At 31.9% G+C, this 13,726-nt stretch carries 15 protein-coding genes and 2 tRNA genes; 1 reads left to right on the forward strand and 16 read right to left on the reverse strand.

The genetic code is table 11. The annotated features are described in order from the left end of the window. The 3 genes from J3477_RS08710 to J3477_RS08720 form a co-directional block, all read right to left on the reverse strand. A tRNA-Val gene (locus J3477_RS08710) sits at window positions 1-72 on the reverse strand. A 19-nt stretch (window positions 73-91) separates the two neighbouring features. Further along, window positions 92-176: transfer RNA gene (locus tag J3477_RS08715), tRNA-Tyr, on the reverse strand. Between the two features lie 256 nt (window positions 177-432). Beyond that, entirely contained in the window at window positions 433-1,089 is a 657-nt protein-coding gene (locus J3477_RS08720; RefSeq protein WP_206869380.1) for a hypothetical protein, read from the reverse strand. Window positions 1,090-1,199: 110 nt separating this feature from the next. Here J3477_RS08720 and yyaC point away from each other — a divergent pair, with 110 nt between their 5' ends. Beyond that, window positions 1,200-1,730: a spore protease YyaC gene (gene yyaC / locus J3477_RS08725; protein ID WP_206869381.1), complete on the forward strand. Its 531-nt coding sequence runs from the start codon at window positions 1,200-1,202 to the stop codon at window positions 1,728-1,730. Between the two features lie 217 nt (window positions 1,731-1,947). Here yyaC and J3477_RS08730 read toward each other — a convergent pair whose 3' ends face one another. From J3477_RS08730 to atpE, 13 genes are all read right to left on the reverse strand, one after another. Further along, complete coding sequence (locus J3477_RS08730; RefSeq protein WP_200269598.1) at window positions 1,948-2,979, reverse strand: rod shape-determining protein; 1,032 nt, start codon at window positions 2,977-2,979, stop codon at window positions 1,948-1,950. Between the two features lie 88 nt (window positions 2,980-3,067). Next, a complete protein-coding gene (gene spoIIID, locus J3477_RS08735; RefSeq protein WP_183278713.1) occupies window positions 3,068-3,322 on the reverse strand; it encodes a sporulation transcriptional regulator SpoIIID in 255 nt (84 codons plus the stop codon). Between the two features lie 113 nt (window positions 3,323-3,435). After that, window positions 3,436-4,170, reverse strand: a complete 735-nt coding sequence (locus J3477_RS08740) for a M23 family metallopeptidase (protein WP_206869383.1) — start codon at window positions 4,168-4,170, stop codon at window positions 3,436-3,438. Between the two features lie 359 nt (window positions 4,171-4,529). Next, window positions 4,530-5,582 carry a stage II sporulation protein D gene (gene spoIID, locus J3477_RS08745; RefSeq protein ID WP_228731235.1) on the reverse strand — a complete coding sequence of 351 codons (1,053 nt, stop codon included), beginning with the start codon at window positions 5,580-5,582 and terminating at the stop codon, window positions 4,530-4,532. 235 nt (window positions 5,583-5,817) lie between these two features. Further along, entirely contained in the window at window positions 5,818-7,086 is a 1,269-nt protein-coding gene (murA, locus tag J3477_RS08750; protein ID WP_206869385.1) for a UDP-N-acetylglucosamine 1-carboxyvinyltransferase, read from the reverse strand. A 20-nt stretch (window positions 7,087-7,106) separates the two neighbouring features. After that, window positions 7,107-7,769, reverse strand: coding sequence for a hypothetical protein (locus J3477_RS08755; RefSeq protein ID WP_206869386.1), 663 nt, complete (start codon window positions 7,767-7,769; stop codon window positions 7,107-7,109). A gap of 344 nt (window positions 7,770-8,113) precedes the next feature. After that, the gene (atpC, locus tag J3477_RS08760; protein ID WP_206869387.1) at window positions 8,114-8,509 is read right to left on the reverse strand and encodes an ATP synthase F1 subunit epsilon; all 396 of its coding nucleotides are present in this window, start codon (window positions 8,507-8,509) and stop codon (window positions 8,114-8,116) included. Between the two features lie 25 nt (window positions 8,510-8,534). Then, on the reverse strand, window positions 8,535-9,926 hold the full coding sequence (atpD, locus tag J3477_RS08765; RefSeq protein WP_206869388.1) for a F0F1 ATP synthase subunit beta: 1,392 nt from the start codon (window positions 9,924-9,926) through the stop codon (window positions 8,535-8,537). 15 nt (window positions 9,927-9,941) lie between these two features. Then, window positions 9,942-10,802, reverse strand: coding sequence for an ATP synthase F1 subunit gamma (gene atpG / locus J3477_RS08770; RefSeq protein ID WP_206869389.1), 861 nt, complete (start codon window positions 10,800-10,802; stop codon window positions 9,942-9,944). Between the two features lie 38 nt (window positions 10,803-10,840). Then, on the reverse strand, window positions 10,841-12,349 hold the full coding sequence (gene atpA, locus J3477_RS08775) for a F0F1 ATP synthase subunit alpha (protein WP_206869390.1): 1,509 nt from the start codon (window positions 12,347-12,349) through the stop codon (window positions 10,841-10,843). A 10-nt stretch (window positions 12,350-12,359) separates the two neighbouring features. Beyond that, window positions 12,360-12,899, reverse strand: coding sequence for a F0F1 ATP synthase subunit delta (locus J3477_RS08780; RefSeq protein WP_206869391.1), 540 nt, complete (start codon window positions 12,897-12,899; stop codon window positions 12,360-12,362). Between the two features lie 2 nt (window positions 12,900-12,901). Further along, window positions 12,902-13,381, reverse strand: a complete 480-nt coding sequence (locus J3477_RS08785; protein WP_206869706.1) for a F0F1 ATP synthase subunit B — start codon at window positions 13,379-13,381, stop codon at window positions 12,902-12,904. Window positions 13,382-13,475: 94 nt separating this feature from the next. Next, window positions 13,476-13,700 carry an ATP synthase F0 subunit C gene (gene atpE / locus J3477_RS08790; RefSeq protein ID WP_183278723.1) on the reverse strand — a complete coding sequence of 75 codons (225 nt, stop codon included), beginning with the start codon at window positions 13,698-13,700 and terminating at the stop codon, window positions 13,476-13,478. Window positions 13,701-13,726 lie beyond the last annotated feature (26 nt).

Below are 13,726 nucleotides of genomic sequence, written 5' to 3' on the forward strand. Positions count from 1 at the left end.
GGGCACAACAGGGATCGAACCTGTGACCCTCTGCTTGTAAGGCAGATGCTCTCCCAGCTGAGCTATGCGCCCTTAATTTATTAATTTAAATTGGTGGAGGAGAGTGGATTCGAACCACTGAAGCAACTTGCAACAGATTTACAGTCTGCCCCCTTTGGCCACTCGGGAACTCCTCCATATAAGCTTTAACTAAACTTTTGATAAGTTCAATCCTTGCTGTTTTGTTTTGTCGGTGCCAATCGACAAGGATTAGTATATAATGTTATCTTATTATTTTCAACCCCAATTTACAGCTATATTGAGCCGTTTTTTATATTTCTACTTCTTCTACCTTCATTTTTCTTCATATTAATACTAAATACTATACTATTTTATATATCATTAATAACTCAAATAATTTACTTTATACCGATATTTTTTGTCCCCACTTAATTAATTTCCTATATTCTTCTCAATATAATCTACATCTATATATGGACTTAGTATATTTTTCACCTTTTCATAATCACTATATGATAATTTTTTCTTTAATATAGTAAATATATCTTTTGACGCCTCTATTTCATTACTACTTTTCATATCATCTTTTATATAATCATAATCCGAAAGAGATAATTTTCGTGATAAATATATTAATTTTGCTTTATCCGCAATGCTTATTTTATTTAATATTGTATTCTTATCTATCTTAAAAATTGATACTGTAGGAATAGATTCTTCATCAAATATACTACTGTTATAATTATCACCTTGGTTAACATAAGCATCATAATTATTTTCTAATTCCGAATCATTTGAACTTATATTTTGTTTGTTTGAGTCCTCATTACTTTTTGCTGAATTATCTATGTTAGTATTTATTGCACTCTCATTCTGAGAATTTAATTTATCTGATGATTGCTTATTATTCTGATTATTTTGTGTTAATTGTTTTTCTTTGCTAATATTGCTCTGCTTTTTAGTCAAATCTTGTTTGAGACTTACTTGTAGTTTTTCATTATCATACTTATTGTTTACAACCATTACTCCAACTGAAATGAACGTAATAAAAATAATTATACAACTATACTTTTTTTGTTTCTTATACATATCTAAGCACCTCCTAATATTAAAACTATTGACAGGATATCAATATTTTATTCTTTTTTAATATTTCATATATTTGCCTCATATAAATTTATTATGAGGGAGGTGGGATAGTGAATAAGATAAAAGTTAATTATAAGTCATCACTTGCTTACTACGAGATAGCTTACTTTTTAAAGAACTACATTAAAGATAACACCGTTATAGTCTGTATAGGTACAGACAAATGCATAGGAGATTGCCTTGGCCCATTAGTTGGTACAATGCTGAAAGACAAATTTTTTCCACTTCCTATATACGGCACAATAGCGTCGCCAATACATGCATTAAATCTTGATAGAAAACTAACTGAAATTTACTCAAGCCATCCTAAAGCTTGTATAATTGGGATAGATGCATGCCTAGGAGATTCAAACTCAATCGGTGAAATTCATACAAGAGATTACCCTATTCATCCTGGTAAAGGAGTAGGTAAGACTCTTCCAGATGTCGGTGACGCCTCAATAATTGGTATCGTTGACTCTAGTGAAAATTCTGAAATATTCACCAGTAGATCTATTAGATTAAATTTAATAATGGAAATGGCACATGTTATTGTTAATTCAATAGTACATTCATACTATTTAAGCAATTTTCAGAAATAAGATAAAAAAGTTACTGAAGCAACCTTGCTTTAGTGAGCTTTTTTATCATATGCCTTTTCTTAATCATGGTAAAAAAATTGCTGCAGGTGAATAAGTTTTATTTTTTACTGTAATTATGAAAATTTAATAAACCTATTGAAATATCTAAGTCACAACAATTTAAAATATTATAATTTGTTAAATGTAAAAGGGACAGAATTATATTCTGTCCCTTTTATTACTCAACAAGTTCAACTTCCATGTCCTTATTAAGTTCTAATTTTTCAAAGTTCTTTAAAGCAATGCCTGTCCCCATTGCAACACAGGAAATTGCATCATCTGCTACTCTTACCGAAACACCTATCTCTGACTCTAAGTATTTATCAAGCCCATGTAATAATGCACCGCCTCCGGTCATTATTATTCCATGTTCTATAATATCAGCTGCTAGTTCAGGTGGTGTTCTCTCTAATACAGAATGAACTGCTTCTAAAATCATCCTTACAGTTTCTTTTAAAGCTATCCTTATTTCCTCTGTAGTTATATCTACAACATCTGGAAGCCCAGTTATTAGGTTTCTTCCTTTTACAGGCATAGTAAGATTTCTCAAATCCTTAAATACAGATCCAACATTAATCTTCAAATCTTCTGCAGTTCTTTCACCAATCATAAGTTTATATTTATTTCTTATATATTTAATGATTACTTCATCAAATTTGTCACCAGCAATTTTTATAGAAGATCTTACTACAATGCCTCCTAAAGAAATTACGGCTATATCAGTTGTACCACCACCAATATCAACAACCATATTACCACTTGGCTTGTTTATATCGATTCCAGCACCTACTGCAGCTGCCAGAGGTTCTTCTATCAAATAGACTGTTCTAGCACCTGAATTTTTCGAAGCATCAATTATAGCTCTTTTTTCTACTTCAGTAGCTTGAGAAGGAACACATACCATGACTTTAGGCGCCGATACTCTTTTCTTTCCACACCCTTTTCTTATAAAATATGTTAGCATTTTTTCAGTCATATCATAATCTGAAATTACACCGTCTCTAAGTGGACGTACAGCAACAATATTTCCTGGTGTTCTTCCAATCATCTGCCTTGCCTCTTCTCCAACAGCTAATATTTTATTACTGTTTTTGTCTATAGCAACTACAGATGGTTCTTTTAAAACGACGCCTTTATCTTTTATATAAACAAGCACAGTCGCCGTACCTAAATCAATTCCTATATCTGTTCCCATTCCCAAAAACCACATTCCAATTCACTCCTAAAATTCTATTTATATAAACATAATTTGAGTATTTTTTACATAATTTATCATATAAATTATACATGGAATGTGATTAACCTTCAATAGCTTTATACTTTAATTTTGTAGCCTTTCCTCCTCTTATGTGCCTTTCAGCTTTGTTCAAATCCAATATAATTTTTGCTTTTTGAGCAATTACTGGATTAATCTTTGGTAATCTCTCTGTCATATCCTTGTGTATCGTGCTTTTGCTCACTCCGAATACTTTTGCTGTTTTCCTAATTGTAGCTTTTGAATCGATAATATACTGTGCAACTTCTAAGACTCTTTCCTCAATGTAGTCTTTCAAAATGCTACCTCCTTAATTAGCTATATTAATAAATATGCACTACCCTTTAACTAAATTACTTTTTCTAAGTATTCAGTCATCTTCTATTTAGAAAATGACTGAATAAAAAATTATTATTTTGCTGCTGTATTAAATTTTATATACTTACTTGGATCAACTTGTTGATCTTTTGAGTCAATAATCTGAAATCCTAAGTGTTCAGCATATGATTCAAACTTAAGCATTCTTGCTGTGTCACCAACTTTACCAATTGTTTGTTTAGCCTTAACTACTTCATCTTTCTTAACAGAAACTTGAGGATCTAAATTTGTATACACTGTTTTCATTCCATTTGAATGTGAAATAACAACATAAGTTCCTACAAATTCATCTCCATTTGCTACCTCAGTAACTTTTCCATCTGCTGCAGCTGTAACTGTAGTGCCTTTCTTAGCATTAATACCTACGCCTTTTACAACTGTGGTCCAAACATTAAAGCCTTTAACCTCAATTGGTTTTGATCCATCTGAAAATACTCTAGATACTGCTCCATCAGAAATAGGATTACTAAAAGTTACTTTTGATGTATTTGTAACAGTCTTAGTATTTGGAACAGTCACTCCAGTTGCATTACTTGAAGTTGCAGGTTTTTTTACTTGTTCTGCATCTGGCATTTGAGTAGTAGACTTATCAGACTCATTTATGTTCATAGCAACACCACTCTTGTTTGTTTCTGTTGCTGTTTTTTTAGAGTTATTTCTTGCAGTTATTGCTGCAAAAGTGGCTACTACACATAAGCACACGAATAGAATTACGTAAAAACCCTCCTTCTTAAAAAAGCTTAAAAATTTGTTATTTTTTTTGTCCATATGAACACCTCCATTAACTAGTCTGTCCTTCCATTACTAAAAAATACATTTTTTTCTATATTTTTTTCATATAAATTCCAACAAAATTCTACAAAATATTAATAAATAGCATTAACGTATTTTTATTTATACTTTCCTCGACAATAAAAAAAGAATTGAGCAATACATATATTTCTAGTATTGCCCAATTCTTTTTTTATAACGCTATGAGAAATAGTGATTATATATAGAGATAAGCTTATTCATATAAAAATCTATTCAAATAAAGATTCGTCGATTCATCAAAATCTTTATTTAGAGGTAAATATTGGAGTAGTTTATATATTCTCAGATGAGTAAATCTTCATTTAAGAGTTTCTCTACTTTGATTTAACTTCTCCTATACCGCGTATATCAACCCCAGTATAATAGTGTTTTAATATCTTCTTGTAATCATCTCCCGATCCAGCCATGGCGTTTGCCCCCCATTGGCTAAGTCCAACTCCATGTCCATATCCAATACAATTAAATACTATCTTTCCATTAGAATAAGATATAGAGAAATTAGTTGAATTTAATGAAAGCAACTTTCTAAATTCCGTGCCTTTAACAGTAGCTTTTCCTAATGAAATCTCATTTACGCCTCCTCCATCTGTTCTAGAAAGAATCTTTACTTGAGATTTCAATGAAGCCTTTTTAAGTCCAGCATCTTTATAATTGCCATTGATCAAGCTAATAAATTTATCATAAGTTAAAGAAATCGTACTCTTATATTTTGTAGCCTTATCTTCTCCTGGGCTATCAACCGAAACTAAATAAGGTATATCATTACCGAACACCGCTTTTGAGCTTTCAGTTTTGCCAGAACTAACAGCAAAATATTGTGGATTCATTACTAAGTAGCCATCATAAGAAAGAACTTGTCCTTTAGTACTATCAACTGCTTGTACAATTTTACTCCAATATACATCTGCGTTATCTTTGTCCCATTGATTCAACTTACTATCCTTATCTAGATATACTTGGCAATGTGTTGAATCACATATATCCCCGCCATTTGCCTGAGAGCACTTATTTATCACTCTTGTTATAGCAAAAGTTCTTGCAGCCACTGCTTGAGCCTTTAATGCTTCTAAATTGAAATTAGCGGGCATTTCAGCTGCAACTACACCATATAAATATTGTTCTAGGTCCATCTCTTCAATCTTCTTAGTTTCAGTTCTATATACCCTTATTTTATTGACACTTATACCCTTCCCATCTGTAACCTGATTTTTATCATAAATAAAGTTCTTAATATTTGATATATTTTTATTAAAATTACTACTACTCCCTTGTATCAAGGAAATCAAAATAGGTATAAGAAAGCAAACAAAAAATACTATGCCAAAGCCCCAGATATATCTTTTATTCATTCCGTTACCAACTCTCATAAGCTCCTCCTAAAATTCATGTTAACGTCAAACCGCAGCCTCCTATTTTCTTGCCCTTTGTATATATTTATTTTTTCTTATACTAAATTTATATGCTTTGAAGAACATATTATTACCTTTAATATTTTTGTATAAAGCAAAAATAAAACTCAGATTACTTTAAGCGTAATCTGAGTTTTATTGAATTGATAGATTAATTATTCAATTTAAATTCATTAAATAAAACTAAAATATATTAATCTGCGGAATATCTTTCTATTGCTGCTCCTATTGATCTTAATTTCTTTTCTATTTCAACATAACCTCTGTCGATGTGATATATATCAGTTATATCTGTTTCGCCTTCCGCAGCTAATCCAGCTATTATTAATGCTGCACCAGCACGTAAATCTGTTGCCTTAACCTCACAACCTGTAATCTTAGGAACACCTTCTATGAGAGCAGTTCTTCCATCAATTTTGACATTTGCCCCCATTCTAGATAATTCAGAAACGTGCATAAATCTGTTTTCAAATACAGTTTCAGTTATAACACTTACTCCATTAGCTAGAGCTAATAGACTCATCATTTGAGCTTGCATATCAGTAGGAAATCCTGGATATGGCATAGTTTTGATATCTACAGATTTTATTATATTTCTTCCATCAACCACTATACTCTGTTCTTCTTCTGAAATTTCAATCTTTACTCCACTTTCTTTAAGCTTTTCTATCACTGGTCTTAAATGTTCTTCATTTGTGCCTATTACTTTAATTTTACTATGTGTTATAGCACCTGCAATCATGTAAGTTCCTGCTTCAATACGATCATATATTGGGGTGTGCTCAGTTCCTTTAAGATTATCGACACCCTCAATTATAATTTTTCCTCTTCCAGCACCATCAATCATAGCACCCATTGAATTCAAGAAATCAGCTAAATCTTTAATTTCAGGTTCTTCAGCCGCATTTTCTATTATTGTAGTTCCTTTTGCAAAAACTGATGCCATAATTATGTTTTCTGTAGCACCAACTGATGGAAAATCTAGATATATCCTATTTCCTATAAGCCTTTTTGCCTTAGCTTCTACATATCCATGGCCAATTTCTATATCTGCACCAAGAGCTTTAAAGCCTTTAAGATGTAAATCTATAGGTCTACTTCCTATATTACATCCTCCAGGTAATGAAAGTTTACAATATCCTAATCTAGATAGCATTGGTCCCATAATAAGAAAAGAAGCTCTCATCTTTTTAACTAAATCATTATTCGCATTTATAGGCTTTATATTACATGAATCAACAGTTATAGATTGGTTTACTTTATCTAAAGATATATTGCACCCAAGTTCCTGCAACACATTACATATTACATAAACATCTTCAAGCATAGGTGCATTATTTATTTTAACTTTATCATTTCCTAATATACTTGCTGCAATTATCGGAAGAACAGAATTTTTTGCTGCGCTTACTTTAATTTCACCTGATAGTTCATTCCCACCCTTAACTCTGATTTTATCCATATTATCCTCCATTAACCTTGTTAGTATGTTATAAAAATTATTGGTGTACCAATAATTAAGTATGTTCCTTTATCATTTTCACTAATAGCATAGTTTACGGCTGTATTGTCTTTTAATCTTGCTACACCAGTAAAACCTGAATTTAGCTTAATAGTATTCACATCTGCAGCTCCACCATACTTAACAAGGGCTCTTTCTGTTAATTCTATGTTATTTTTAATGCTATCTGTAATTATCTTGCCCTTAACATAGCTAAAATATTGTACATCCATTGAAGCATCGTATAGTACTTTTTCTAATTGTTTCTTTAGATCATCTGTAGCATTTTTATTATCTATGGATATAGATGTTGCTGAAACCATAGTAATATTGTTTTCAACACTCGCAAATATTTCATAAGCTATATTATCTTTTTTGAAGGTTATATCAAAGTAGCTTGGTTCCATCTCTTTAGATACTATAACGTATGAGCTACTTGCATTTGTAAAAATATTTTGGTAAATCTCGTTCAAATTTTTCTTTGACTTATACTGTATCTTTACGCCACACTCGATAACTTTTGCTGAATTTTCTTTGAGTATATTATTAGATATTGAATCATAGTCAACATTTACGCTCTGGCACAATAAACCAATTGAAAACATCAATAGAATAGCTGATAATAAAGAATACTTTATTTTCATAACATCCCGCCCTTTCTATTCGATTATTGTCCAAGTTCAATGCTTTTATTCAATATAATTCCATTTTTTCCTTTGTACAAACAACTACATCTTAACTTTAGTAAATGTAGCATGAAAATATCTTGCAAGCTTAAATCCGCTTGAATATTAATAGATATATTATTAATATATCTATTTTGGTAAAAAATGTGAATATTACATTAAATGTCATTTATATTAATTTCTATTTCTTTGTGTATTTAGTTTTTGTTAATTAATCATAAATTATATAAGGTAAAATAATATTTATTTAATTTTAGAAAACAAAAAAGCAAGTCACTAATTGACTTGCTTTTTGTAAGAGTTTATTTCTTTATCTGTAATCTAGCCATAGCTCTTGCTAGGGCTACTTTAGCTCTATAAACATCTATATCTACAGAACCTTCTAGTCTGTTTTCTGCTCTTTCTTTAGCTTTCTCAGCTCTAGCAGCATCTATTTCTTCAGGCCATTCAGCAGAATCACAAGCAAAAATCAGCTCATTATCCTTAAACTGAACTATTCCAGTGGAAGTTACCACAGTATATTCCTTATTATTTGCATCGACAAACTTAGTTACTGTAGGTATTGTATTGGTTATATAAGCAATGTGATTTGCATAAACTTCAAATTCACCATCACTATTTTTTGAAAGAATTTTAATAACATCTCCAGAGAACATCTCTCTATTAGGAGTAATTAAATGTAAATTAAATGTATTCATAATTAATCTCCTCTATGTGTCCTAATTAGGACATCTTCTTTGCAGCTTCTATAGCTTCGTCAATTGATCCTACGAATAAGAAAGCTGACTCAGGAAGATTATCATGTTTTCCTTCAAGTATTTCTTTAAAACCTCTTATAGTCTCAGCAATTGGAACATATTTTCCTTGCATTCCTGTAAATTGCTCTGCAACTGTAAATGGTTGCGAAAGGAATCTTTGAACCTTTCTAGCTCTTCCAACTATTAATTTATCTTCTTCAGAAAGTTCATCAACACCAAGTATCGCTATGATATCTTGTAATTCTTTATATCTTTCAAGTATATGTTTAACTTTTGAAGCAACATCGTAATGTTCCTTACCAACAACTCTTGGATCAAGTATTCTTGAAGTTGAATCTAGTGGATCAACTGCAGGATAGATACCAAGTTCTGATATACTTCTTGATAAAACTGTTGTTGCATCAAGATGTGTAAATGTTGTTGCTGGAGCTGGGTCAGTTAAGTCATCGGCAGGTACATAAACCGCTTGAACTGATGTAATTGATCCATGCTTTGTTGATGTAATTCGTTCTTGTAAAGCACCCATTTCAGTAGCAAGAGTTGGTTGATATCCAACGGCAGAAGGCATTCTTCCAAGAAGCGCTGAAACTTCTGATCCAGCTTGAGTAAATCTAAATATATTATCTATAAATAAAAGTACGTCTTGGCCTTGATCTCTGAAATACTCAGCCATTGTAAGTCCTGTAAGAGCAACTCTCATTCTTGCTCCAGGTGGTTCATTCATTTGACCAAATACTAGTGCAGTCTTTTTGATAACTCCTGATTCCTTCATTTCAGATAAAAGGTCGTTACCTTCTCTTGATCTTTCACCAACACCTGTAAATACTGATAATCCACCGTGTTGCTTTGCTATGTTATTTATAAGTTCTTGGATAAGAACTGTTTTACCAACACCGGCACCACCGAATAGACCTATTTTTCCTCCTCTTTGGTACGGAGCTAATAAATCTATTACCTTTATTCCTGTTTCAAACATTTCAGGTTCAACAGATTGTTCCGCAAAAGTTGGAGCTGCTCTATGGATTGGGTAGTTAAATTCACTTGTAACATCCCCTTCTTGATCCATAGTTTTTCCTAAAACATTAAATAGTCTTCCTAAAACATTTTGACCAACTGGAACTGTAATTGGTTTTCCGCTATCAACAGCATCCATACCTCTTCTAAGTCCTTCTGTAGCTTCCATAGCTATTGTTCTAACTATATCGTCACCCATATGTTGTTCAACTTCTGCTATAACTGTACGGTCTCCCATATCAATTTCAATAGCATTGTATATATTAGGAAGTGCATCTGTATCAAATTTGATATCAATAACAGGTCCTATAACCTGAACTACTTTTCCTATACTGCCAGGCATTAGTATACCTCCTCACTATTTTTGCGCATTTGCTCCACTTACTATTTCACTAATTTCTTGAGTAATAGCGCCTTGTCTTATTCTATTATATTTAATATTATATGCATCCAAAAGATCATTGGCATTCTTAGTAGCTCCGTCCATCGCTTGCATTCTTGAATTTTGTTCACTTGCCTTAGAATGAAGTAATGAATTAAGAAGTTTACCCCTAAAATATATATCAAATGTATTTTCAACAATTGAAGAACTATTAGGTTCTATTAAGAAATCATTTCTTTTTGCATTTTTATCTTCATTTCTATCTATTGGTAAAAGTTTATCAACAGTTACTAATTGTCTAACTGGTGAATAAAAATGAGTATATACTACATTAACTTCGCCAACTTCACTATCTTTATATAACCTTAAAGCATGCTCAACTACAGTCTTAGCCTCTTTAACAGTAGGTATATCTGAAATTTGAACATATTCAGCTATTGTCTCAAAGCCATATTTTTTTACATACGATATGCCTTTTTGACCAACGACCATAACAACATTATTTAAAGTATCAAAACCAGCTACTTCATTTAATTGAGAAGCCACACCATGATTAAAGCCTCCACAGAGACCTGAATCTGAAGTTAGCACAATATAAAGTTTTTTAGCCGATTTATTTCCCTTTATGTAAATACTGTTATTATCATCATCTATAGACTTTATCAACTCGTCTGCAACTTTCTGGATAGAATTAAAATATCTATTATTGGTTTCCAATTCCATTCTAGCTTTTCTTAGTTTAGAAGTGGCAACAAGTCCCATGGCTTTAGTTATCTTTTTGGTGTTGGTTACTGACTTAATTCTTCTTTTTATATCTAAAAGTCCAGCTCCTGCCATCCATTCCACCTCCTAAAAGATTGCATAGCTTAAAAAAGCTATGCTAAAAATATCTTCTTAAATTCTGCTATTGCTTGCTCAAGGTTTGATTTAATTTCATCAGTTAAAACTTTACCTTCAGCAATTGACTTTGGAATATCTCTATGATGTGTATCAATATATTCTAAGAAGTCTTTTTCAAACGCCTTTACATCAGATACTTTTATATCAGATAAGAAGTCATTTACAGCAGTATAAAGGATTATTATTTGCTTATCAACATCCATACCTGAATATTGATCTTGCTTTAATACTTCTATTAGTCTCTTACCTTTTTCAAGTCTTCTTTGAGTATCTTTATCAAGGTCAGAACCGAATTGAGCAAAAGCTGCAAGTTCCCTATACTGAGCAAGTTCTAGTCTTAATGTACCTGAAACTTGTTTCATAGCCTTTATTTGTGCGTTACCACCAACTCTGGAAACTGACATACCTGAGTTAACCGCTGGTCTTTGACCTGCATTAAATAGTTCTGACTCAAGGAATATCTGACCATCTGTTATAGATATAACATTTGTTGGGATGTAAGCAGTGATATCACCAGCTAGTGTTTCTATTATAGGAAGCGCAGTTAATGAACCTCCACCATTCTTAGCAGACAACTTTGCTGCTCTTTCAAGTAATCTTGAGTGAATGTAGAAAACATCTCCTGGATAAGCTTCTCTTCCTGGTGGTCTCTTAAGTAATAATGACATTGTTCTGTATGCTACTGCATGCTTAGTTAAATCATCATATACAACTAATACATGTTTTCCTTGATTCATAAAATATTCACCCATTGAACATCCAGCATATGGAGCTAGATATTGAAGTGGTGCTGAATCAGCTGCAGTTGATGCAACTACTATTGTATAATCCATTGCTCCCATTTCAGTAAAAGTGTTAACTATATGAGCAACTGTAGATTGTTTTTGACCTATAGCAACATATATACATATAACATCTTTACCTTTTTGGTTCAGAATTGTATCTATAGCTATAGCAGTCTTACCAATCTGTCTATCTCCTATTATAAGCTCTCTTTGACCTCTTCCGATCGGAATCATTGAGTCAATAGCTTTTATACCAGTTTGAAGAGGTTCATTAACTGAACTTCTATCAATTATTGTTGGCGCTGGACTTTCTATTGGTCTGTAACCATCATTCTTTATCGGTCCTTTAGCATCTATTGGTATACCTAATGAATTTACAACTCTTCCAATTAAGGCATCTCCTACTGGAACTTCAACTATCTTTCCAGTTCTCTTAACAATATCCCCTTCTTTGATTCCTTCTTCAGAACCTAGAAGAACGCATCCTACGTTATCTTGTTCCAAGTTTTGAGCCATTCCATAGACATTGTTAGGGAATTCAAGAAGTTCACCTGCCATGCAATGATCCAAACCGTAAACTCTAGCAATACCATCACCGATTTGAATAATTGTACCTGAATCTACAGTTTCGATTTGCTTTTCGTATTTTTCTATTTCTCTTTTAATTATAGATGTTATCTCTTCCGGTTTAATATTCATGGATTCACCTCTATTCTCTCTTAAGCATTAGGGCTTTCATTTCATCAAGCTTTAACTTTATTGTTCCGTCAATAACGTCATTTCCAACCCTAACGTAAAGTCCACCTATTATGCTCTTATCGATCTCTTGCTCGAATATAATACTTTTATCATATTTTCTTTCAAGCTTTTCTTTTAAACTTCTTAACTGTTCATCCTCTAAAGGAATTACACTTTTCACGTTAGCGATAAGTGTATTATTTCTTTCTAGATAGATTTTTTCCATCTGATCTAGTTTCTGTCTTAGATAAAGTATTCTATCCTTTTCTATCAATATTAATAGAAAAGAAAGTAATTCATCATCAATTTTTCCTTTAAATATATTAATGAAAGTTGTTTTCTTTTTTCCAGTGCTTATTTGTGGATGCTTAATAACTTCAAAAAAGTCAGGATTATTGTAAACTAAATCACATATTTCCCTAAGATCTTGAAGATATTCTTCAACTTTTCCTTTTTCTTCTGCTACTTTATAAAGAGCAAGTGCGTATCTCCTATCTAAATATTCATACATAATTAGATACCTACCTTAGCAATAAAGTCATTTATAAGCTTTCTGTGTTTATCTTCATCAATACTTTCTTCTAGAGCCTTAGTTGAAATAAGTACTGCTAGATCAACAACTTGATCTCTGATTTCTTGCTCTGCTTTCTCTTTTTCTCTTTTTATTTCTACAGTAGCTCTATCTAATATAGTTTGAGCTTCAGTTTTTGCTTGATCCACAATCTCTTCATATACTTTATCTGCTTTGTGTTTTTGGGATTCAGTAAGTTTCTTTGCTTCATCCTTAGCAGATCTTAAGATTCTTTCATTTTCTAATAATAAAGTTCTAGCTTTTTCTGTGTCTTCATCAGCGCTATCAAGTTTTGATTGTATATCGTTTTGTCTGTCTTCTATTACCTTTCCAATCTTTCCAAAGAAAAAGTATCTCATAAAACCATACAAAATCAAAAGATTAATTAACGCCGCTAAGACATGTAACCAGTCTATCTCCAACATCTACATCTTAGCCTCCCTTCGGAGCAAAACTAATTATAATTATATTAAGAATTCAAATAATAATTGTTTGCCTTAATACAAATTTAAAAAATTATTTTGCAACAAATATTAATAATATAGATACTAATAGTCCATAAATAGCTGTAGTTTCTGCGAATGCAGCACCTATTAATAATGTAGTTGTTATTTTACCGCTTAATTCAGGTTGTCTTGATATACCTTCTACCGCCTTACCTGTCGCTATACCAATACCAACTCCTGCTCCAATACCTGCTAATGCAGCAATACCTGCTCCTAAATACTTAATATACTCCATTTAAAAAATCCTCCTTTAGTATGTTT

The organism is Clostridium zeae (assembly GCF_017312485.1).
GTDB classification, from domain to species: Bacteria; Bacillota; Clostridia; order Clostridiales; family Clostridiaceae; genus Clostridium_AR; species Clostridium_AR zeae.

Coding starts and splice junctions, on each gene's coding strand:
- J3477_RS08740 (WP_206869383.1), bottom strand. CDS start 4,170: ATGGACAAAAAAAATAACAAATTTTTAAGCTTTTTTAAGAAGGAGGGT.
- atpA (WP_206869390.1), bottom strand. CDS start 12,349: ATGAATATTAAACCGGAAGAGATAACATCTATAATTAAAAGAGAAATA.
- J3477_RS08780 (WP_206869391.1), bottom strand. CDS start 12,899: ATGTATGAATATTTAGATAGGAGATACGCACTTGCTCTTTATAAAGTA.
- atpD (WP_206869388.1), bottom strand. CDS start 9,926: ATGCCTGGCAGTATAGGAAAAGTAGTTCAGGTTATAGGACCTGTTATT.
- J3477_RS08720 (WP_206869380.1), bottom strand. CDS start 1,089: ATGTATAAGAAACAAAAAAAGTATAGTTGTATAATTATTTTTATTACG.
- atpC (WP_206869387.1), bottom strand. CDS start 8,509: ATGAATACATTTAATTTACATTTAATTACTCCTAATAGAGAGATGTTC.
- J3477_RS08755 (WP_206869386.1), bottom strand. CDS start 7,769: ATGAAAATAAAGTATTCTTTATTATCAGCTATTCTATTGATGTTTTCA.
- spoIID (WP_228731235.1), bottom strand. CDS start 5,582: ATGAGAGTTGGTAACGGAATGAATAAAAGATATATCTGGGGCTTTGGC.
- murA (WP_206869385.1), bottom strand. CDS start 7,086: ATGGATAAAATCAGAGTTAAGGGTGGGAATGAACTATCAGGTGAAATT.
- atpG (WP_206869389.1), bottom strand. CDS start 10,802: ATGGCAGGAGCTGGACTTTTAGATATAAAAAGAAGAATTAAGTCAGTA.
- atpE (WP_183278723.1), bottom strand. CDS start 13,700: ATGGAGTATATTAAGTATTTAGGAGCAGGTATTGCTGCATTAGCAGGT.
- J3477_RS08730 (WP_200269598.1), bottom strand. CDS start 2,979: ATGTGGTTTTTGGGAATGGGAACAGATATAGGAATTGATTTAGGTACG.